We start from the raw sequence: 21,106 nt of genomic DNA, 5'->3' as shown, positions 1-21,106 counted from the left end.
ACCCCAGCTGTTGCGCACATAGGTCAGCACGCTCGCCACTTCGTTATCGCTCAAGTTCCAGGCAAAGGCCGGCATCGCCGGGGCGGTGGGCCTGGCGTCGGTGGCCACCGGGCGGCTGCCCGCCAGCACCACGCGGATCAGCGACGTGGTGTTGTCGCCGTTGACCAGCGGATTGCTTGCCAGTTGCGGGAAGATGCCCTCCTCGCCGCCGCCATTGGGCGTATGACAGCCCGAGCAGCGATCGAAGTAGATATGGCTACCGGCGCGTACCTGCGGGTCGTCCTCGCCAAGCGGCTCGGGCGGCTCGCGGTCCCAGTCGTCGGCATCGAGCCCCGCGCCCGAAAGCAGGTAGCGCGCCACCGCGCTCAGGTCGCTGTCGTTCCAGTATTGCGACGAGTGATGCACCTCGTCGGCCATCGGCCCCGAGGCGAAACCGAACCGGTTGCCGCCGGTCTTCAGGTACTCGACGAGCCCCTCCTCGCTCCAGGCGCCGATGCCGACGTGCCGGTTCGGAGTGAGATTCGGCGCGTACCACCCCTCCACCGTGGCCCCGGCGAACTTGTCGCCGCCGTCGCCGCCCATGAAATTGCGCGGTGTGTGGCAGGTGCCGCAGTGGCCCAGGCTCTCGACCAGATACGCCCCGCGATTGATGTCGTCGGGCTGCTCCGGGTCCGGCTCGAAGCGGCGCTCGTCGAAGTTGAGCCAGTTCCAGCCGCGCATCACACCGCGAACGCTGAACGGGAACGGCAGCTGGTTGGCCTCGATGTCGTTCTCGACCGGCGTGACGGTCTGCAGGAACGCCCACAGGTCGTGGATGTCCTTGTCGGTCATCAGGGTGTAAGAGGGATACGGCATGGCCGGATAGAGATGGTAGCCGCCCTTGCCCACCCCTTCGGTCATCGCCGCCTTGAATTCATCGAGGCTCCAGCGGCCAAGGCCGGTGGCGTCGTCCGGCGTGATGTTGGGGGCGATCAGCGTGCCGAAGGGCGTTTCCAGCGGCACGCCGCCGGCCAGCGGCCGGTCGTCGTCGACGGTGTGGCAGGCGGCGCAGTCGCCCAGCACGCTGATGTAGCGGCCGCGTTCGATGTCCTGGTACTCGGTGCTGGCGGCCAGCGCCGACAGCGGCAGCAGCGCGAGTGTGACCCCGGTGAGCGTTTTCATGAAATCATCTCTCCCGGGTTTCTCAGGTAGCGGTTGACGATGCCGTGGGCGGCCTTGAAGGCGAGCGCCCCGACCGTGCCGGTGGGGTTGTAGCCCGGGTTTTGGGGAAACGCCGAGGCGCCGACCACGAACAGGTTGGGCACGCCCCACACCTGCAAGTGCTTGTTCACCGAGCTGTTGCTCGGGTCCGCCCCCATGACGAAGCCGCCCACCACGTGGGAGGACTGGTAGGGCCGCCCGTCCCAGGGGCCGGTGCGCGGGTTGGCGACGATCTGGCGCGGATTCATCCGCCGGGCGACCTCGGCGGTCTTGTCGGTGACGTACTGCGCCATGCGCAGATCGTTGTCGGTGAAGTCGAAGGTGATGCGCAGAAGCGGCCGCCCCAGCCGGTCGCGGTAGGTGGGGTCCAGCGACAGGTAGTTGTTGGGCGAGGAGTAGTTGCTCGCCTCGCAGCCGATCGACATGGTGCTCTTGTAGTTGTCGACGGTGGTACGCTTCCAGTTCGAGCCCCAGCGCGGCGTGCCGGGCGGCGTCGGGCGCGCGTTGATCGGCGCCGCGCCGATCGGCGTCACGCGCATGCTGCCGCCACCGAAGAAACCGAGCCCCGCGTGGTCGAAGTTGTCGTTGTTGAAGTCGTCGATGCCCATGCCCACGGCGCCTGCGCCGATGAACGGGTTGAAGTTCTTGTCATCGAAGAACAGCTGCACGTTGTTGGCGGTCTGGTAGGCGTAGTTGCGCCCGGTGGTGCCTTGGCGCGTGGCCGGGTCGTAGGCCTGGCCGATGTTCGAGGTGAGCATCAGGCGCACGTTCTCGAAGGTGAAGGCGGCGACGACGACGATCTCGGCGGGCTGCTCCCAGCGTCGTCCGGCGGAGTCGACGTAGATGATGCCGGTGGCGCGGCGCCCGCTTGAGTCGGTGGTGACCTCGAGCACCTCGCAGTGGGTGCGCGCCTCGAAGTTCTCCTTGCGGATCAGCGCCGGCAACACCGTGGTGATGGCGCTCGCCTTGGAGTAGTTGGCACAGCCGTAGTTGGTGCAGAAACCGCAGAAAGTGCACGGCCCCATGGTCACGCCGAGCGGGTTGGTGTAGGCCTCGGAGACCAGCGACGACGGCACCGGGAACGGGCTGTAACCCATCTCGCGGGCGGTCTCGGCGAACAGCGTCGGCGAGTAGGGCTGCCTGAGCGGCGGCGTCGGGTAGTCGCTCGAGCGCACGCCCTCGAAGGGGTTGCCGCCCTGCTGCGGGCCGCTTTTGAGCTGCCCGGCCCGGCCGGAGGTGCCGGCCACCTTCTCGAAGGCGTCGTAGAAGGGCTCCATCTCGTCCCAGTCGGTGCCCCAATCCTGCAAGGAGAGCTCGTCGGGAATCGCATCCGCCCCGTAGCGCTCCTCGAGGTGGCTGCGCAGGCGAAACTCCTCGGGCTGGAAACGAAAGGTGATCCCCGCCCAGTGGTTGCCCGCCCCACCGGTGCCGTTGCCCGGGTGGAACGAGCCCCACTTGCGCATCGGCAGCGCCGTCTGCGACGGCGTGTTGCGCATGGTGATGGTGTTCTGGGCGGTGCGCAGCATCAGCTCCTGACGCTGAGCGTAGCGCAGCTCGTCGGTGACCGAGGCGATGTTGAAATCCTTGGCGGTATCGCGCCAGGGGCCGCGTTCGACGCCGACGACCCTGAGGCCCGCGTCGACGAGTTCGTTGGCGATGATCGCCCCGGCCCAGCCGAGCCCGACCACCACCGCGTCCGTGGGAGGTAGTTTGGTTGCCATGTTCGCTTATCCCTGCGCTTGCCAGTCGGAACGCCCGCCGATGCTCACCGGCGTGAACGCCAGGTCTTCGTTGTGTCGCTCGATGTAGTCGCGGTAGTCGTAGCGGGCGCCGGGAAAGCCGAGCATCTTCCAGGACGCCATGTCACGATTACCGCCGTACAAGGGGTCGGCGAAGAAGCCTTCCATGGTGTTGGTGAGCACCAGCTCGAAAAAGAGTTGGCTGTCGATATTGTCGAGCTGAATCCGCTCCTGCTCGAGCTGGGAAAGGATCTGGTCGCGCCGGTCGGCCTCGAGCTCGGCAAAGCGCGCGTCGTGCTCGCGGCGGCAGTGGTCGTCGAGGGCGGCAAGGCCGATGCGGTAGCGCTGGCCCGGCGTGAGGGGGGACTGGTCGCCCTGCTCGGGCGTGCCGTCCTGGAAGGGGCCGTGCATGTAGAGGCGCTCGAAGCCGCCGTAGGCACCGGCCAGCTGGCGGTCGATGAAGATCGCGCAGCCTGCTTCCTTGCCGCTGATGCTCAGGTCATCCGCCGGGATCAGCCGCTCGACGATCGCCTCGACGGTCGCCGCCTCCTCCTCGGTGAAGAACTGCCAGCCGGCGCTTTCGTCCACCGGCTCGACGGCCACGTTGGCCAAGGGTTTCCATTCCGGGGTGCCTCGAAACGTCAGCGCCTGGGCGGCGCCCGGGGCAGCGGCACCGACCAGCAGCGCCGCCGACGACCCCAGTAGCTCCCTGCGGGTCAGCCCCCCGGAGGTAGCAGGCTCGTCTCTCTTTTTCATCACGGTTCCCTTTTTTCGTTTCAGCCCGCCGCGTGCAAAGGCCGCAACGGATCGATAGATAGCCGGGCAGAACTCATAACCTGCTAACTATTAGCCTGAAACATAGGAGACGCGACAATACACCGCAAATACAAAGGGCAATTTAGTTCGAAAAAGTGTCTGGCCGTATCTCTAGCGCCTTCGGCGACGCCGAAAGCCAAGCCCTCGTCCTTCGAGCGAGGCCAGCGCCACGCCGGCCAGCATCAACGGCAGCGCCAGGAGGAAGCCGCTGGAGATGGGAATGCCGAACAGCACCCAGTCGGCGGCGATCGGCCATACCAGCGCCACGTACTCGAAGGGGGCCAGCTTCGACACCTCGGCGTAGCGAAACGCCAGCGTCATGGCGATATGCCCCGCCCCGCCGAACAGCCCCGACAGCACCAGCAGCGCAAACTCGTTGCCGGTCAGCGGCGTCCACCCCAGCGGCCACGTGGCGAGCCCGGCCAGCGCCGACACCACGATGAAGTAGAACGCGATGGAGCCAGCGGTTTCGGTGCGCGAGATATGGCGAATGGTGAGCAGGGCGCCGGCGGTCAAAAGCGCCCCGATGGTGCCGAGCGCATAGCCCAGAAGCCGCCCGTCGCTACTGCCCGCGCCCAGCTGGGGCACCACCAGCACCGCCATGCCGAGAAGTGCGAGCACGATGGCGCCGGCGCGGTAGAACGAGAACCTCTCGCCGAGCAGTAGCACGCCGCCCATGGCCATGAAGATCGGCGAAAGCTGCACCAGGAGTGTGGCCTCGGCTACCGGCAGAAACGCCACCGACGAGAACGAGAAGAACATCGCCGTCGCCCCCAGCCCCGAGCGCAGCAGATGCCCGAGCGGTCGCCGGGTCGCGAGCGCCCCGGGAAACTCGCGGCGCACCATCAGAAAGATCACGATCGGGATCAGCGCGAACAGCGAGCGAAAGAAGATCGACTGGCCCACCGGCACCGTGTCGCTCACCGCCTTGATGCACACGAACATGCCGGTGAACATCACCCCCGACAGCACGCGAAGAAAGATGCCCAGCCCCGGGCGATCCTGCAATCCAGTCATGACCGACGTCCTTGAAAACAAAAAAGTCCCCGGTGGGTACCGGGGACTTCGTACGCTAACGGCGAACGCCTCGCGGCGCTACCGAAACAGTGGCGACATCGCAGCGAGTCTGCCTGGAAACCTTACGGCTTCATCTCTTCGAAGAACTTCTTCACGCTGTCGAAGAAGCCGGTCTTCTTCGGCGAGTGGCTGTGGCTGTTGCTGCCGTCGAAGCTCTTCTGGAGCTGGCGCAGCAGGTCCTTCTGCTCGTCGTTGAGGTTGACCGGGGTCTCGATCACCACCTTGCAGAGCAGATCGCCCGGGGCGCCGCCGCGCACGGGCTTGACGCCCTTGCCGCGCAGGCGGAAGAGCTTGCCGGTCTGGGTCTCCGGCGGGATCTTGAGCTTCACGCGGCCATCCAGCGTCGGCACTTCGAGCTCGCCGCCGAGGGCAGCGTCGACGAAGTTGATCGGCACGTCGCACTGCAGGTGCTTGCCGTCACGATGGAAGATCGGGTGCGACTTGATCGCTACCTGAACGTAGAGATCCCCCGCCGGGCCGCCGTTGACGCCGGACTCGCCCTCGCCGTTCAGGCGAATGCGATCGCCGGTATCCACGCCGGGCGGAATCTTGACCGAGAGCGTGCGGGTCTCGCGTACGCGGCCTTCGGCGTTGCACTTGTGACACGGCACCTTGATCTGCACACCGGTACCGTGACAGGTCGGGCAGGTCTGCTGCACGGCGAAGAAGCCCTGCTGCATGCGCACCTGACCCATGCCCTGACAGGTCGGGCAGGTGTCCTTGGTGGTACCGGGCTCGGCGCCGTCGCCATCGCAGCGGTCGCAGGTGATGTGACGCGGCACGCGGATGTCGACGGTGGTGCCGGCCACCGCGCTTTCCAGGTCGAGCTCGAGGTTGTAGCGCAGGTCAGAGCCGCGCGCTGGAGCGTTGGGTCCGCGACGCCGACCGCCGCCTCCGCCGAAGATATCGCCGAACACGTCGCCGAAGATGTCGCTGAAGTCGCCCGCGCCACCGCCGCCGAAGCCGCCACCGCCCTGGCCATCCACACCGGCATGGCCGAACTGATCATAAGCGGCGCGCTTCTGCTCGTCGCTGAGTACTTCGTAGGCATCGGAGACGTCGCGGAATTTCTCTGCGGCGGTCTCGTCGTCCGGGTTGCGGTCAGGGTGGAATTTTTGCGCCAGGCGGCGGTAGGCCTTCTTGATCTCTTTCTGATCGGCCCCTTTTTCAACACCCAGGACTTCGTAGTAATCGCGCTTGGACATGGGTCCCACGCCTCCTGGTCAATTCGTTACGTGATGAGGGTCGGCTCGGAAACGCCGACGCGGGAGCTGGCCCCCGCGTCACCGTTTTCCTTGGCAGAAAGAGACGTTACTGCTTCTTCTGCTCGTCTTTCACTTCTTCGTACTCGGCGTCGACCACGTCGTCCTCGGGCTTGGACGCGGCTTCCTCGGCGCCTTCACCGCCCGCCTGGGCGGCGTCCGCCTGCTCGGCGTACATCTTCTGAGCCAGCTGGCCGGAGGCTTCGGTCAGCGCATCCAGTTTCTTCTGGATGTCGTCCTGGTCGTCGGTCTTGACCGCGGCTTCCAGGTCGCTGATGGCGCTTTCGATGGCCTGTTTCTCGTCGTCGGTCGCCTTGTCGCCGGCCTCTTCCAGGGTCTTGCGGGTGGCGTGGATCATGCCGTCCGCCTGGTTGCGCAGCTGGACCAGCGCCTCGAACTTCTTGTCCTCGTCGGCGTGGGCCTCGGCGTCGCGCACCATCTGATCGATCTCTTCATCGGACAGGCCGCTCGAGGCCTTGATGACGATGGACTGCTCCTTGCCGGTCGCCTTGTCCTTCGCGGAGACGTTCAGGATGCCGTTGGCGTCCAGATCGAAGGCGACCTCGATCTGCGGCACGCCGCGCGGGGCCGGCGGAATGTCGCTGAGATCGAAACGACCCAGTGACTTGTTCTGTGCGACCTGCTTGCGCTCGCCCTGGGCCACGTGGATGGTCACGGCGGTCTGGTTGTCATCCGCGGTGGAGAAGGTCTGGGTCTTCTTCGTCGGGATGGTGGTGTTCTTCTCGATCAGCGGGGTCATCACGCCACCCAGGGTCTCGATGCCCAGGGTCAGCGGGGTGACGTCCAGCAGCAGCACGTCCTTGACGTCGCCGCCCAGCACGCCGCCCTGGATCGCGGCACCGACGGCCACGGCTTCATCCGGGTTGACGTCCTTGCGCGCGTCCTTGCCGAAGAACTCGGCGGCTTTCTGCTGCACCATCGGCATGCGGGTCTGGCCGCCGACCAGGATCACCTCGTCCACCTCGGAGGCGGAGAGACCGGCATCCTTGAGCGCCATCTTGCAGGGCTCGAGGGAGCGCTGCACCAGGTTCTCGACCAGTGATTCCAGCTTGGCGCGGGTCACCTTGACGTTGAGGTGTTTCGGGCCGGTGTTGTCCGCCGTGATGTAAGGCAGGTTCACATCGGTCTGCTGGGCGCTGGAAAGCTCGATCTTGGCCTTCTCGGCGGCTTCCTTCAGGCGCTGCATGGCCAGGTTGTCGCCGGACAGGTCGATGCCGCTGTCGGACTTGAACTGGTCGACCAGGTAGTTGATCAGCGCCAGGTCAAAGTCTTCGCCGCCCAGGAAGGTGTCGCCGTTGGTGGCGAGTACTTCGAACTGGGTCTCGCCGTCGACGTCGGCCACTTCGATGATCGAGATATCGAAGGTACCGCCACCCAGGTCGTAGACCGCGATGGTCTTGTCGCCGCGCGACTTGTCCATGCCGTAGGCGAGTGCTGCGGCGGTCGGCTCGTTAATGATGCGCTTGACGTCGAGGCCGGCGATGCGGCCGGCGTCCTTGGTCGCCTGACGCTGGCTGTCGTTGAAGTAGGCCGGGACGGTGATGACCGCCTCGGTGACCGTTTCACCGAGGTAGTCCTCGGCGGTCTTCTTCATCTTTTTCAGCACTTCGGCGCTGACCTGGGGCGGGGCCATCTTCTTGCCCTTCACTTCCACCCAGGCGTCGCCGTTGTCGGCTTCGGCGATCTTGTAGGGCACCATCTTGATGTCCTTCTGAACGACGTCGTCCTTGAAGCGACGGCCGATCAGACGCTTGATGGCGTACAGGGTATTTTCCGGGTTGGTGACCGCCTGGCGCTTGGCCGCCTGGCCGACCAGCGTCTCGCCATCGTCGGTGTAGGCGATGATGGACGGCGTGGTGCGGCCGCCCTCGGCGTTTTCGATGACCTTGGCGCTATCGCCGTCGAGAACCGCCACGCAGGAGTTGGTGGTGCCCAGGTCAATACCAATGATGCGTCCCATAGCAAAAACCTCGAATTCGGTGGTGACAAAAAGTGCAATCGGTCTGCGGCAGCGCCGCGGGTTGGCCTTTATCTGGGGGCCGCCCGGTACTTTTCAAGGGGCGATATCGCAATATCGCCGGATCACATCAGCCGGCTTTCTGGCTGACCACGACCATCGCCGGGCGCACCAGTCGACCGTTGAGCAGATAGCCCTTCTGCATGACATCCATCACGGTGTTGGGCTCGAGATCCGGGTTGGGCACCATGGCCATGGCCTCGTGGACCTGCGGGTCGAAGGGCTCGCCGTGGGGCTCGACGCTTTCGACGCCGAATTTCTGGAGCACGTCGAGCTGCATCTTGAGCGTCATGGACACGCCCTCGCGATGCGCATCGGATGCGTCTTCCTGCATGCTCTCGAGCGCCTTCTCGAGGCCATCGACCACCGGCAGCAGCTCCTTGACGAACTTCTCCAGCGCGAACTTGCGCGCCTTGTCGGCTTCGGCCTCGGCGCGGCGGCGCACGTTCTGCGCCTCGGCGGCGGCGCGCAGCGCCTGGTCCTTGGCTTCCGCCAGGCTCTGTTCGAGCTCCTCGACCTGGGCGGCCAGCACGTCGGCCTCCGGGTTGCCCGTGCCGTCGCCCATCAGGTCGCCATCGAGCACCGGGCCGTCGTCCAGCACGCCATCGATGTCGCCTTCCACCAGACGCTCCTCGTCGACCTGCTCGGTCACGTCGGCTTCCTGCTCCTGGCGGGCCAGCTCGTCATCCAACGGGGTTTGCGGTTCTTTTGCCATGCCGTGCTCCTAAATGAGGTAGCGGCGCCGCGCGCGGCAGCCTACGTTGAAAAGGGTTGTAAGTTCGCCTGCACGCTATATGGGGGCCTTCCCGGGCATCTCAAGAGGGGCATTGAAGTGAGTTATCGACTACTGTATAAAACACCAATTATTGTATAAGCATCCAGTTTCTATAGAGCCCTGCCTAGGAGGCCCTATGCTGACCCAGCTAGTGATCCAGGATTACGCGATCGTCGATCGCCTAGAGCTTGATCTGACCCATGGCATGACCGCCATCACCGGCGAGACCGGGGCGGGCAAATCCATCCTGCTGGGGGCGCTGGGGCTGTGCCTTGGCGAGCGCGCCGAGGCCGGAAGCGTGCGCCATGGCTGCGAGCGCACCGATCTGTCGGCAAGCTTCGACATCGCCCACCTGCCGGCGGCCATCGAGTGGCTCGAGGCCCGCGAGCTCTCTTCGGAAGAGTGCCTGCTGCGCCGCGTGGTGAGCGCCAACGGCCGCTCCAAGGCGTGGATCAACGGCCAGCCGGTGACCATCGCCGACCTCAAGGCGCTGGGCGAGCTCTTGATCCAGGTGCACGGCCAGCACGCCCACCAGGCCTTGATGCGCGAAGAGACCCACCTGGTGCTGCTCGACGACTACGCGGGGCTTCGCGAGCGGCGCCAGCAGCTCGGCGACACCTACAAGCAGTGGCGAAGCGCCAGGACGCGGCTCAAGCAGAGCCGCGAGGCGGGCAGTGAAGTGGAGGCCAAGCGCCAGCTGCTGCGCTATCAGGTCGAAGAGCTCGATCAACTGGCGCTGGCCGAGGGCGAACTCAAGACCCTGGAGGAGGAGCAGCACACCCTGGCCCACGCCGAGGAGACGCTGCGCGAGACCCAGTTCGCCGCGGAGTGCTGCGAAAGCGACGATGGCGGAGCGCTGTCGCTGCTCAACCAGGCCCATGCGCGGCTCAGCGCCCTGCCCGGCAGCGACAAGGGCGTGCTGGCCAATACGCTCGCCATGCTTTCGGACGCCCGCATTCAGGTGGAAGAGGCCGCCGGCGAACTCGCCCGCTTCGCCGACACCACCGAACTCGACCCGGAGCGTCTGGCCTGGGTGGACGAGCGCCTGACCGACGTGCACCGCATCGCGCGCAAGCACCACGTCGCACCGGAGGAGCTCTGCGCGCTTCACCAGTCGCTGACCCGCGAGGTCGCCCAGCTCGAGGCCAGCGACGAGGATCTCGAGACGCTGAGTAATCGGGTGGCGGAGCTTCGCGAGCGCTACCGCGAACAGGCCAAGACCCTCAGCGAGGCGCGCCAGAAGGCCGCTGGGCGTCTGGGCAAGGAGGTTCAGCAGCAGCTGGCGTTTCTGGCCATGGGCAAGGCGCGCTTCGAGGTGGCGGTATCACCGCGCGAGACGCCGAGCCAGGAGGGTCTCGACCAGGTGCAGTTTCTGATCAGCGCCAACCCGGGTCAGCCCGCGCGCCCCTTGACCAAGGTCGCCTCCGGGGGCGAGCTTTCGCGCATCAGCCTGGCGATCCAGGTCGTCGCGGCCAGCCACTCCACCATCCCCAGCCTGGTGTTCGACGAGGTGGACGTGGGCATTTCCGGCGCCACGGCGGAAATCGTCGGCCAGCTTCTGCGCAAGCTGGGCGAAAACGGCCAGGTGATGACCGTGACCCACCTGCCCCAGGTAGCCGCGCAAGCCCATCAGCACCTGCATATTGAAAAGCGCGCCAAGCGCGACAGTACCCTGACCCACATGGCGCTGCTCGACGAGCAGGGCCGCATCAGCGAGCTGGCCCGCATGCTGGGCGGGGTCACGCTTTCAGAACAGACCCTGGCCCACGCCCGCGAGATGCTGAACGCCAGCCAGCGCCGCCCGCACTGACACCGCGTACTTTCACCGCACACTTTCCCAGAAACCAAAACGCCCCCGTCGATCGATCGACGGGGGCGTTTTCTTGCCGGCTGCGCAGCAAACGGTCAGCGTGGCGTCACGCCTTGGGCCGCACGTACAGCACCAGCGCGTGATCGATCAGCTCGAACCCGTGCTCTTCGGCAATCTCCTGCTGACGACGCTCGATGATCTCGTCGACGAACTCGATGATCTCGCCGCTATCCAGGCACACCATGTGGTCGTGATGCTCCTCCTGGGTCATCTCGAACACCGCGTGGCCGCCGTCGAAGTTGTGACGGATCACCAGTCCCGCCGTCTCGAACTGCGTCAGCACGCGATAGACGGTGGCAAGGCCCACGTCCTCGCCCGCATCGATCAGTGTCTTGTACACTTCTTCTGCGCTAAGGTGGTGCTGACCCGAAGCATTTTCGAGGATCTGCAGGATCTTGACGCGCGGCAGGGTCACTTTCAGCCCGGCTTTGCGCAGTTCATGGTTCTGATCGGCCATGGTTGCTCTTCGCAGTAACAGGTTAGGTCGGGTATGATCGACCGAAACCACGATAGTGAAGAACAGGCCCAAATGCAAAAATTGACACGAATCATTACGCTTTCCGTCGCCCTGACCGTCGTCAGCGGCTGCAGCTACGTCGGCGTCTACAAGCGCGACATCCCCCAGGGCAACCTGGTGACCCAGGAGATGGTCAGCCAGCTCCAGCCGGGCATGACCCAGGAGCAGGTCACCTACGTCATGGGGCGGCCGCTTCTGGAAGCGCCCTTCGACTCTCGCGAGTGGGATTACGTCTACCGCCTCGACAAGGCCTATGCCGGCGTCGAGCAGCGTCGCGTCACTCTGACCTTCGATGATGCCGGTCGTCTCGTGAACGTGGAGCAGCAGGGCGATCTCTCGCGGGCGCCCTCGATCAGCGTCGACCGCGGCGTGGGCCCGGCCACGGAGTTCGACGACCCGGCGATGCCGCTCTCGACGCAGCGCCCCCCGGCGGCCACGCAGCCGACCCCGTCGAACGCGCCGGCGGCCACCCCCGACAACGCGCCGGAGCCGCAGCCGGTGCGCCTCTCCGAATAGCGCGCTAGCGCTTCGCCTGGCGCCGGGCGCGCGCCAGGCGGGCAGCCTTGGGATCGATCTCGAGCGGGCGATACACTTCGATGCGATCGCCCGGCGAAAGCGTCTGGCGCTGCGGCTCGCGCAGCGCCTTGCCGAAGACACCGAGCGGCGCCTCGTCGAACAGGGCCGGCGATACCTCGGGAAAGAGCGCGGGAAGCCCGGCAAGGACGACGGCCTCGCGGGCAGTCGTCTCGCCCGTGACCTCGACACTCACCACACGCTGACGGGCGGGCGTGGCAAAGGCGACCTCGACGAGAAACGGGGCGTTTTCCGCGCTACCGGCCATACAGCTCGTCCGCACGCTTGGTGAACGCATCTACCAGTTGCCCCGCGATCTGCTGGAACAGCTTGCCGAAGGCCATGCTGAGCAGCCGATTGGCGAACTCGAACTCCATCTCCAGGCTGACCTTGCAGGCGTCCTCGCCCATGGGAATGAACAGCCAGCGTCCCTTCAAGCGCTTGAAAGGCCCATTGACCAGCGAAAGCTCGATACGCTCCGGCGCCTCCAGCTCGTTGCGGGTGGTGATGGACTGCTCGACCCCGGCGCGACCCAGGGTCATTTCGCCGATCAGATGCGTCTCGTCGCGCTCGATCAGCCGGGCACGGCGACAGCCGGGAAGGAACTCGGGGTAGCGTTCGAAGTCATTCACCAAATCGAACATCTGTTGAGGAGTGTGCCGCACCAGGGCGGTACGATTGACGGTTGGCATTGACCTCTCCGCTGACTTCACAGTGCCCACAGCGTATCATGGGACGCATATTTTCAGACCTTGAATGGTATCACGCCTACCCTCATGACGAAGGGGGCTACCGAAAGACTAGACGATGAGGTTCCATGGCCACGAAGAAAGGTAACAGCAAGGGCCCCAGCAGCAGCTCCATTGCCCAGAACAAGAAGGCGCGCTTCGAGTACCATATCGACGAGACCTTCGAGGCGGGCCTCGCGCTTGCCGGCTGGGAAGTGAAGAGCCTGCGCGCAGGCAAGGCCCAGCTCACCGACACCTACATTCTGATACGTAACGGCGAGGCGTGGCTGCTGGGTAGCCACATCACGCCGCTCAACACGGCCAGCACCCACGAGATCGCCGACCCCACGCGCACTCGCAAGCTCCTGCTGCATCGCAAGGAGATCGCCAAGATCTTCTCCGTGACCCAGGACAAGGGCCACACCTGCGTGCCGCTGAAACTCTACTGGAAGCGCAACAAGGTGAAGTGCGAACTGGCGCTGGTGACCGGCAAGAAGCTCCACGACAAGCGGGCCACCGAGAAGGACCGCGACTGGAGTCGTCAAAAAGGCCGGATCATGCGGGAACATAACCGCGCCTAGCTGGTCAATTGAAGCCGAGCACGTTAGACTAGTGTTCTGACCTAGGGGGCGACATGGTTTCGACGCCGGTAACAAACCCTGAGGTGCATGCCGAGAGCGTGATGTATCTCGTAAATACCACATCACGAAAAATAGTCGCAAACGACGAAAACTACGCTCAAGGCGCGCTGGCAGCTTAAACCCTGCTAGCTTCTTGTCTGGCCCTGCGGTGATGTGCCTATTCATCGCCAAGGGGATATGAGCTAAAGCTGATAGGACCGCGGTTGGCGGTGTCTTCTCGTCAACCGTTAAACTTTAGAAGGCTCGCGCGGCCGGATCCTGATCGTCGGAGCCGGTAGCGTCAAAGCAAAAGACGAAATCTAAGCATGTAGAGCCGATGGGCAAGTGCTGGCGGACGCGGGTTCAATTCCCGCCGCCTCCACCAGACACCCCGCAAATTAAGCACCTTTGGGTGCTTTTTTTGTGCTTGTCGTTTGGCGGGTCGCTCTCTGGGCTGGGCTACACTGGGATGATCCCACTGCTGGAGCCTGCCCATGGACAAGAAGATCATCGACGTGATTCGCCAGAACGAAGGCATTCCCGAGAGCGTGAGCGACGAGGCGATCGCCCGGGAGTACAAGGGCACCTATACCGCCGCCCGAGCCGCCATCAGCCTCGACCACAAGCCGCTGGATCAGGTGATGGCGGATACGATGGCCAAGGTGCTGCCGTTCATGCGCAAGAACAAGAAGTAGCCACCGCCAGGCCCCGCGCTTTTCTCGTGCGGGGCTTTTTATTCATACTGTCACGTATTCAAACTGTCACCGCGGCCCGTTTGAGCCTGCCTTTTACGATTCACTCTTCAAGGATGGCTTTGATGGCCGACGACGATCTGCACCCCGACAACGAAACCCGCCTCCTCTACATCCAGGAGCGCCTTGACGAACAGGATACGCCCGCCCTCGCCGCGCTGTTCGATGCGCTCGAGACCGTCGAGACCACTCGCATCCTCGAATCCTTCCCGCAGAAGACCCGCGATCTTCTGTGGCCACTGATCCCGACGGAGGACATCGGCGAGGTGCTCGCCGGCGTCGACGAGGAGATCCGCGCCGACTACGTCGAGGACCTCTCGGCAAGCGATCTGGAAACCATCGTGCGCGGGCTCGACGCCCAGGACGTCGCGGAAGTGCTCGACGTCACCGACGACGAGACCAAGAGCAGCGTCTACGCCAGCCTCGACGACAACATCCGCGCCCAGGTGGAAAACCTGCACGCCTACGAGGAGGACGTGGTGGGCCGCTACATGGACCCGGAAACCGTCAACGTGAAGCAGGGCGTTTCCCTCGAGGCGGTGCAGCGCTATATCCGCATCCACCACCTGCTCGACGACCAGTCGCAGCAGATCATGATCACCGACAAGGAGAAGCGCCTGCTCGGCACGCTGACGTTGATCGATCTGGTCAAGCAGCCCCAGGAAGCGAGGGTGGAGGAGTACATGGTCGACTCCTTCACCCTGAACGACCAGATGCGCGTCAACGACGCCGCCGTGCTGCTGCGCTCCAAGGAGCTGCCCTTCGTGCCGGTGTGCGATGCCGACGGCATCCTGGTCGGTCAGCTCAACGCCGCCGACGTGCTGGAGATCACCCAGGACGACGCGGACATGACGCTCAAGCACATGTCCGGGGTGAGCGACGAGGAGGAGGTCTTCACCCCCATTCTGCGCAGCGCCAAGAGCCGCGGCCTCTGGCTCGGGCTCAACCTGCTCACCGCCTTCCTGGCGGCGTTCGTGATCGGTCAGTTCGAGGCCGTGCTGGACCAGATCGTGGCCCTGGCCATCCTCATGCCGGTGGTCGCCAGCATGGGCGGCATCGCCGGCAGCCAGACGCTCACGGTGGTGATTCGCGGCCTGGCGCTGGGCCAGCTGGCCGGCGACAACACGCGCTGGCTCTACAACAAGGAGCTGATGGTCGGCATGAGCAACGGCCTGGTGTGGGCGCTGGTGGTCGGCGCGATCTCGTACGCGTGGTTCGGTCAGGCCTTGATCACTCTAGTGATCACCCTGGCGATCTTCATCAACATGAGTCTCGCCAACCTCTCCGGCGTGCTCATTCCACTGATTCTCAAGCGCCTCAAGATCGACCCGGCGCTCTCCGGCGCGGTCATCCTCACCACCGTGACCGACGTGGTGGGCTTTCTGTCATTTCTGGGACTGGCGACGCTGATCATCTTGTGACGGCATCGCCATTGGCGTACTTGATCCAGGTCTTGCCCAGATGATTACGCAACTCGTGGCCCACGCGCTTGCCGTCGCGGGCCTCGAGAGCCGCGAGGATGGCTTCATGCTCCTCCATGGCACTCGCCCACTTGTCGTTCTTCTGGTTTGAAAGATAGCGGACGCGATAGAGCTGGCGACTCAAGTTGGCATGCATGTCGATCAGCGTGGCGTTACCCGAAAGCGCCACGATCCGGTTGTGGATATCCTGATTCAAGCGAAAGTAGTTCTGCCGGTCGCGACGCAGGAACGCCGCCTTCATCTCATAGTGGAGCGCCTGGAACTCGGCGATGTCCTCGTCGCTCGCCATCGCGCAGGTCAGCTCGGCAGCGGCCTGCTCGAGCACGCTCAGAACGTAGGCCTTCTCCTTCATGTCCGCCGGACTCACCTCCGCCACGACCGCGCCTCGATTGGGAGAGATCACCACCAACCCCTCCGTGGCGAGGATCTTGAGCGCCTCGCGCAGCGGCGTTCGGGACACCTGCAGTTCCACCGCCAGCGTGCGTTCCGGCAAACGCTGTCCGGGCTGGAAGTGATCCATCACGATATGTTCACGCAAGTAGTGGGCGACTTTCTCGACCAGTCCCGCATGAGTGTTCTGAACGGTCTCATCCATGGCGTCATTCACTTCTGATAGTCATACGGCAGAATGGCATACCAAAAAAAACCTTTCAAATAGTCGAAGGATATTTCACCAACAAATATATCTATATATTTCATATCTTTATACAAGACACAAAGGAAGTGGCGACTAAAGTCTTAGCCGCCGTTCGTTGACCCTTCAAATGGTATACCACTACATTTCCTCTGCCGCATGTCTTGTCATTCCAGTATCGAAGCATGCCTGCATACGCCGCTGTCTCGCAGCATCGTCGGCCCAAACAGGAAACGTCTTCTCACCATGAACTATCTACACCATTTCGAACCGGCCACTATCGTTGAAGCCTGCGTGGCCGGTGCGGGCGACTTCGGCCGCGGCGTGTTGCGCCAGGCGCGTCAGATGAAGCAGCTCTCGGCGCGCATCGCCATCGATATCAACCCGGAACGAGCGGCGCAAGCCTTCCGGCATGCGGGCGTGGCGGACAGCGACATTATGGTATGCCATTCGGAAAGCGACGCTCAAAGCGCCTGGGAAAAGGGCCTGTTCGTCGCGGCCTCCTCTTTCGATACCGTCAAGGCACTGCCTTTCGATATCCTCGTCGAGTCCACCGGCATACCGGACGTCGGCGCCCAGTACGCCGAAAGCGCGCTGCTGGCCGGCAAGCACGTGGGGATCGCCACCAAGGAGACCGAATCCGTCGTCGGCCCCTACCTGACCCGCCTGGCCATGGAGCAAGGGCGTATTTTCACACCGCTGGACGGCGATCAGCCGAGCCTGTTGATCGGCCTTCTCACCTGGGCCGAGACCCTGGGCTTCGAGATCATCGCCGCCGGCAAGAGCAGCGAATACGACTTCATCTGGGACGAGGCGGCGGGGGTCGTGCGTTGCAACGACAGCGAGTACGACGCTCGGGACCTGGCTCCCCTATGGGCACTGGATGACCAGGATGCCCGCGCCACGGCGAAGGCACGCGGAGAGGTGCTCGCCGCCATCCCCCAGATTTCGGTGCCGGATCTTTGCGAGATGGTCAACGTTGCCAACGCCACCGGCTTGCAGCCGGATCTGCCGGAATTTCACGCCCTGGTGCTGCGTACCATCGAAGTGCCCACCCTGCTGGACACCCAGGCCCACGGCGGCGTGCTCGAGGGCGGGCGCCGCCTGGAGGTCTTCAACTGCCTTCGCCGCCCGGACGAGCTGAGCTTCGCCGGTGGCGTGTTCGTCGTGGTGCGCTGTGAAGACCCCCACGTGTGGCAACTGCTGCGGGGCAAGGGCCACGTGATGAGCCGCAGCGGCGACAGCGCCATGGTCTACCTGCCGCGCCACCTGCTCGGCCTGGAAGCGCCCATTTCGCTGCTCGACGCGGTGCTCAACGGCCTGAGCTCCGGCGGAGGCGAGGCCACCACGCCGAAGTTCGACCTGACCGCCCGCGCCACCCGGGCCATCCCGGCAGGGCAACGGCTCGAGATGAAGGGCCATCACCGCCATATCGATGGCCTGCGCCCGGAGATCCATCCCGCCCAGGCCCTGGCGAGCGACGCGAGGGTGCCGTTCTACCTGCTGCCCGGCGCGACGGTGGTGCGCGACATCGCCCCTGGGCAGCTCATCACCCTGGCGGATGTCGAACTGCCGAACAGCAAGCTCAAGGCGCTGCGCCTGGCCCAGGACGCTCTTTTCTCGATGTAACCCGCGCAAGCGATACCGGGCAACGGGGATCGTCGTCCGGTTGGATAGCCGAAAGAAAAGCAACAACAAACACCTCTGGAGAACGCCATGTCTACTCACTGCTTCAAATACGCCACGCTCGGCCTGGCCCTGCTCGGCACCGCCACCGCTACCGTCGCCATCGCCAGCGACGCCGACGACTTCCCGAGCAAGCCCATCCAGTTCCTGGTGGCCGCCGGCGCCGGCGGCGGTACCGACAACTTCGCCCGGGTGGTGCGCCCGATGTTCGAAGAGGCCATTGGCGGCGCGCGCATCACCGTCGTCAACCTGCCCTCCGCCTCCGGCGCGCTGGCCCACCAGCGTACCGCGACCGGCGAGCCCGACGGCCACACCCTGGACTTCGCCTCCACCACCCTCGTGACCTCTCTGGCGGCCGGCCAGAACCCGGTGGGCCTGGATCAGCTGACGCCGGTGGCGCGCATGCAGTCCGACGTGATGGCGCTGTTCGTCAATCCGGAGCGCTTCGAGGACTTCGACGCCTTCAAGGCCTACGTCGAAGAGAACCCGGGCAAGGTCACCGTGGGCGGCACCCACACGGCGAGCCCGGACCACATGGCATTCCTGTCGCTGGTGGACGCCTCGGGCCTCGACATGAACTTCATTCCCTACGACAGCACCGGCAACGCCACCGCCAACGTGCTCGGCGGCAACATCGACGCCACCACCACCTCCCTGAGTCCGCTTCTGAGCTACATCGATGCAGGCCAGATGGCGCCGATCCTGATCTTCAGCGACGAGCGTCTCGAGGATTACCCGGACGTGCCCACCACCGTGGACAACGGCTGGGAACTGACCGACGGCAACGACCGGGCCATCTTCGTGCACGCGGATACGCCGGCTTCGATCGTCGAGCGTCTCGAAGACGCCTTCAAGACCGTCTTCGACTCCGAGGAGTACCAGACCTACGCCGAGCGGGTCAATCTCGACTACCGCGATGGCTGGATGGGCGGCGACGAGTACCGCCAGCGCTTGGAAAGCAACTACGAACTGTACACGCGTCTGCTGGAAAACGACTGATCCCTCGTCGAGCTCCTTTGACGCTTCGTTCAAAAGACCGGTCCCGAGGGCCGGTCTTCCGATATTCCCTCAGGACTTATCATGCAAGCCAGGATCACTCTCTTTGCACTGGGGATCGTGTCGCTCGCGGGGGTCGCGCTCTACCCGACGCTGCAATTCCCAAGCTCCGCCCAGGTTTCCACTTTCATCGGCCCGCGCGTCTGGCCCTTGACGCTGATCGTCGTCTTGCTGGTGCTGGGTGTCGTGCTTCTGGCGTTGACCTGGCGCGACCGCGCTCGTGCGCCCGCCAGCGACGAGCCCGCCCCCCAGCGCCCGGCCCTGGTCGCCGGGCGCTTTCGCCACTGGTGGTTCATCGCTGCCGCCGTGGGCTACACGCTCCTGATGCAGAGCGTGGGATTTCTCGTGGCCAGCCTGGTCTTCACGCTGCTCGGCACCCTGCTGCTCGGCGCCCGCTCCTGGGTCACCATCGTCATCACCTTGATCGTTGCCGCGGCGCTGATGCAGGGCGTGTTCGTCACCCTGCTCGGCATCCCCATGCCATGAGGCTGCCCCCTTACCTTAATTTTCCAGGGAGTCGAACATGCTAGAAAATTTCTTGGGCGGGTTGGCGGTGGTGATGCAGCCACTGAACCTGCTGCTCTTGACCTCTGCCGTCTTCATCGGCTTCATCGGCGGCGCCCTGCCCGGCATCAGCGGCGTGATCCTCGTGGTCATCCTGCTGCCCGTCACCTACGGCATGGAACCCACCACCGCGTTCATGGTGCTGACCGCCATCTACGGGGCCACGGTCTTCTCGGGGCTGATCACGGCGATTCTCTATCGCGCCCCGGGCACGCCCGAGGCGGTGATGACCGCCTTCGACGGCTACCCGATGACCCAGCGCGGCGAAGCCGGAAAGGCCTTGGGCATCGGCGTGCTGAGTTCCGCCATCGGCGGGCTCGTCGGCACCATCGCGCTGATCGTCTTCACGCCCATGCTCGCGACCATGGCGCTCAGGTTCTCCTCGCCGGAATATTTCGCCCTGGCGGTGCTGGGGCTGACCGTGGTGGCATCGCTGGGCGGGCGGCTCATCTTCGGCCTGATCGGCGCCGCCCTCGGGCTTTTCATCGCCACCATCGGGATCGACCCGCTGACCGGCACCAGCCGCTATACCTTCGGCAACCTCAACCTGGCCGAGGGCATCGGCCTGATTCCGGTCATCGTGGGGCTGTTCGCCGTGTCCGAGGTGATGAAACGCACCCTGGATCATGAAAGCCACCAGCCGCTGACCAAGGTGAAGGTCAAGATCTTCGATCTGCCCATCCTGCGCCAGATCGGCAACACCCTCGCCCGCTCCTCGATCATCGGGGTGATCATCGGCATCCTGCCCGGTATCGGCGCGAGCACCGCGGCCATGGTCAGCTACAGCGAAACGGTGCGCTGGTCCAAGCATCCGGAAAAATTCGGCAAGGGGGCGCCTGAGGGCATCGCCGCGCCGGAGTCCGCCAACAACGCCGCGGCCATGGGGGCCCTGGTGCCGCTGTTCGCCCTCGGCATTCCGGGAAGCGGCACCACCGCCGTCATCCTGGGGGCGTTCATCATGCACGGCCTTCAGCCGGGGCCGATGTTCATGCTCACCAGCAGCGACCTGATCTACGCGGTCTTCGCGGGGCTGTTCATCGTCAACTTCATGATCCTGCTCTTTTCCAAGCCGTTCATCGTGCTGTTCACCAAGCTCTTGAACGTGCCCTACTCGGCGCTTGGTCCCATCATCATCATGTGCTGCGTGGTGGGTACCTACTCGGTGCGCAACTCCATGTTCGACGTCTGGCTGATGCTCGGCTTCGGGGTGCTGGGCTATCTGCTCGAGAAGATCAACTTCCCCATGGTGTCGATCATCCTTGGCCTTGTGCTCGGCCCCATCGCCGAAAGCGAACTGCGCCGTTCGCTGTCCATGTCCCAGGGCAGCTTCGATATCTTCCTGACGCGCCCGATCAGTGCCACGCTGCTGGCGGTGGCGCTCTTGCTGCTCGCCGTCACCTTGATCATGCCGCTGGTCAAGCGCGCGCGCCGTCGCGCCGCCACCGGCCCGTCCTTTGGAGAATGACATGACGCTCGTACTGGGTGCCATCGCCGACGATTTCACCGGCGCGACCGATCTGGCCAACAACCTGGTGCGCGGCGGCATGCGCTGCGTCCAGGTGATAGGCGTGCCCGACACCCCGGCGGACCTGAGTGACGTCGACGCGGTGGTGGTGGCGCTGAAGTCCCGCTCCTGTCCCGCGGATGACGCCGTGCGCGACTCCCTCGCCGCCCTTGCGTGGCTCCGTGAGCAGGGGGCTCGTCAGATATTTTTCAAG

Annotated in this window: 21 protein-coding genes and 1 other RNA gene; 11 read left to right on the top strand and 11 right to left on the bottom strand. The window is 64.6% G+C overall.

All coding sequences use genetic code 11. The features are described from left to right. From BIS11_RS00520 to grpE, 7 genes are all read right to left on the bottom strand, one after another. The coding region (locus tag BIS11_RS00520) for a cytochrome c (protein ID WP_253585643.1) at positions 1 to 1,161 on the bottom strand (1,161 nt) is incomplete at its 3' end. Beyond that, a complete protein-coding gene (locus BIS11_RS00515) occupies positions 1,158 to 2,921 on the bottom strand; it encodes a GMC family oxidoreductase (protein ID WP_253421088.1) in 1,764 nt (587 codons plus the stop codon). The genes BIS11_RS00520 and BIS11_RS00515, both read right to left, overlap by 4 nt. Positions 2,922 to 2,927: 6 nt before the next feature. Then, a complete protein-coding gene (locus BIS11_RS00510) occupies positions 2,928 to 3,695 on the bottom strand; it encodes a gluconate 2-dehydrogenase subunit 3 family protein (protein ID WP_253421086.1) in 768 nt (255 codons plus the stop codon). A gap of 171 nt (positions 3,696 to 3,866) precedes the next feature. Beyond that, on the bottom strand, positions 3,867 to 4,772 hold the full coding sequence (locus BIS11_RS00505; RefSeq protein WP_253421085.1) for a DMT family transporter: 906 nt from the start codon (positions 4,770 to 4,772) through the stop codon (positions 3,867 to 3,869). 122 nt (positions 4,773 to 4,894) lie between these two features. Then, a complete protein-coding gene (dnaJ, locus tag BIS11_RS00500) occupies positions 4,895 to 6,037 on the bottom strand; it encodes a molecular chaperone DnaJ (protein ID WP_253421083.1) in 1,143 nt (380 codons plus the stop codon). Between the two features lie 106 nt (positions 6,038 to 6,143). Further along, positions 6,144 to 8,075, bottom strand: coding sequence for a molecular chaperone DnaK (gene dnaK, locus BIS11_RS00495; RefSeq protein ID WP_253421082.1), 1,932 nt, complete (start codon positions 8,073 to 8,075; stop codon positions 6,144 to 6,146). 127 nt (positions 8,076 to 8,202) lie between these two features. Beyond that, on the bottom strand, positions 8,203 to 8,847 hold the full coding sequence (gene grpE / locus BIS11_RS00490; protein WP_253421080.1) for a nucleotide exchange factor GrpE: 645 nt from the start codon (positions 8,845 to 8,847) through the stop codon (positions 8,203 to 8,205). Between the two features lie 196 nt (positions 8,848 to 9,043). On the opposite strand from grpE, the gene recN reads away from it, so the two are divergent. Continuing rightward, positions 9,044 to 10,717: a DNA repair protein RecN gene (recN, locus tag BIS11_RS00485; RefSeq protein ID WP_253421078.1), complete on the top strand. Its 1,674-nt coding sequence runs from the start codon at positions 9,044 to 9,046 to the stop codon at positions 10,715 to 10,717. A gap of 106 nt (positions 10,718 to 10,823) precedes the next feature. Here the strand turns inward: recN and fur are convergent, their stop codons facing one another. Further along, a complete protein-coding gene (fur, locus tag BIS11_RS00480) occupies positions 10,824 to 11,234 on the bottom strand; it encodes a ferric iron uptake transcriptional regulator (protein ID WP_227389818.1) in 411 nt (136 codons plus the stop codon). A gap of 72 nt (positions 11,235 to 11,306) precedes the next feature. Here fur and BIS11_RS00475 point away from each other — a divergent pair, with 72 nt between their 5' ends. After that, entirely contained in the window at positions 11,307 to 11,810 is a 504-nt protein-coding gene (locus BIS11_RS00475; protein ID WP_253421076.1) for an outer membrane protein assembly factor BamE, read from the top strand. Between the two features lie 4 nt (positions 11,811 to 11,814). On the opposite strand, the gene BIS11_RS00470 is transcribed toward BIS11_RS00475, so the two are convergent. Together BIS11_RS00470 and BIS11_RS00465 are read right to left on the bottom strand one after the other, a co-directional pair. Further along, positions 11,815 to 12,135: an RnfH family protein gene (locus BIS11_RS00470; protein WP_253421074.1), complete on the bottom strand. Its 321-nt coding sequence runs from the start codon at positions 12,133 to 12,135 to the stop codon at positions 11,815 to 11,817. Then, complete coding sequence (locus tag BIS11_RS00465; protein WP_253421071.1) at positions 12,125 to 12,559, bottom strand: type II toxin-antitoxin system RatA family toxin; 435 nt, start codon at positions 12,557 to 12,559, stop codon at positions 12,125 to 12,127. Before BIS11_RS00465 ends, BIS11_RS00470 begins: the two co-directional genes overlap by 11 nt. Before the next feature lie 125 nt (positions 12,560 to 12,684). On the opposite strand from BIS11_RS00465, the gene smpB reads away from it, so the two are divergent. The 4 genes from smpB (at position 12,685) to mgtE (ending at position 15,388) form a co-directional block, all read left to right on the top strand. Further along, entirely contained in the window at positions 12,685 to 13,176 is a 492-nt protein-coding gene (gene smpB, locus BIS11_RS00460; protein WP_253421068.1) for an SsrA-binding protein SmpB, read from the top strand. A 44-nt stretch (positions 13,177 to 13,220) separates the two neighbouring features. Beyond that, positions 13,221 to 13,600, top strand: a transfer-messenger RNA (tmRNA) gene (gene ssrA, locus BIS11_RS00455). 109 nt (positions 13,601 to 13,709) lie between these two features. Continuing rightward, positions 13,710 to 13,910, top strand: a complete 201-nt coding sequence (locus tag BIS11_RS00450) for a hypothetical protein (RefSeq protein WP_253421065.1) — start codon at positions 13,710 to 13,712, stop codon at positions 13,908 to 13,910. Positions 13,911 to 14,032: 122 nt separating this feature from the next. After that, positions 14,033 to 15,388, top strand: a complete 1,356-nt coding sequence (gene mgtE / locus BIS11_RS00445) for a magnesium transporter (protein WP_253421062.1) — start codon at positions 14,033 to 14,035, stop codon at positions 15,386 to 15,388. On the opposite strand, the gene BIS11_RS00440 is transcribed toward mgtE, so the two are convergent. Continuing rightward, positions 15,378 to 16,043, bottom strand: a complete 666-nt coding sequence (locus BIS11_RS00440; RefSeq protein WP_253421060.1) for a GntR family transcriptional regulator — start codon at positions 16,041 to 16,043, stop codon at positions 15,378 to 15,380. The genes mgtE and BIS11_RS00440 overlap by 11 nt on opposite strands. Positions 16,044 to 16,328: 285 nt before the next feature. Between BIS11_RS00440 and BIS11_RS00435 the strand changes: the two genes are divergently transcribed. The 5 genes from BIS11_RS00435 to BIS11_RS00415 all read left to right on the top strand — a co-directional run. Continuing rightward, positions 16,329 to 17,711: a flagellar biosynthesis protein FlgA gene (locus BIS11_RS00435; RefSeq protein WP_253421057.1), complete on the top strand. Its 1,383-nt coding sequence runs from the start codon at positions 16,329 to 16,331 to the stop codon at positions 17,709 to 17,711. An 87-nt stretch (positions 17,712 to 17,798) separates the two neighbouring features. Then, a complete protein-coding gene (locus tag BIS11_RS00430; protein WP_253421054.1) occupies positions 17,799 to 18,767 on the top strand; it encodes a tripartite tricarboxylate transporter substrate binding protein in 969 nt (322 codons plus the stop codon). 81 nt (positions 18,768 to 18,848) lie between these two features. Further along, a complete protein-coding gene (locus BIS11_RS00425) occupies positions 18,849 to 19,310 on the top strand; it encodes a tripartite tricarboxylate transporter TctB family protein (RefSeq protein WP_253421051.1) in 462 nt (153 codons plus the stop codon). 37 nt (positions 19,311 to 19,347) lie between these two features. Continuing rightward, a complete protein-coding gene (locus tag BIS11_RS00420) occupies positions 19,348 to 20,853 on the top strand; it encodes a tripartite tricarboxylate transporter permease (protein WP_253421049.1) in 1,506 nt (501 codons plus the stop codon). 1 nt (position 20,854) lies between these two features. Next, on the top strand, positions 20,855 to 21,106 hold a 252-nt coding region (locus tag BIS11_RS00415; RefSeq protein ID WP_253585642.1), incomplete at its 3' end, for a four-carbon acid sugar kinase family protein.

Origin of the sequence: Halomonas sp. 707D4 (genome assembly GCF_024158685.1) — a bacterium.
GTDB lineage: Bacteria > Pseudomonadota > Gammaproteobacteria > Pseudomonadales > Halomonadaceae > Vreelandella.
This window is presented reverse-complemented; position numbering and strand designations above follow the sequence as displayed.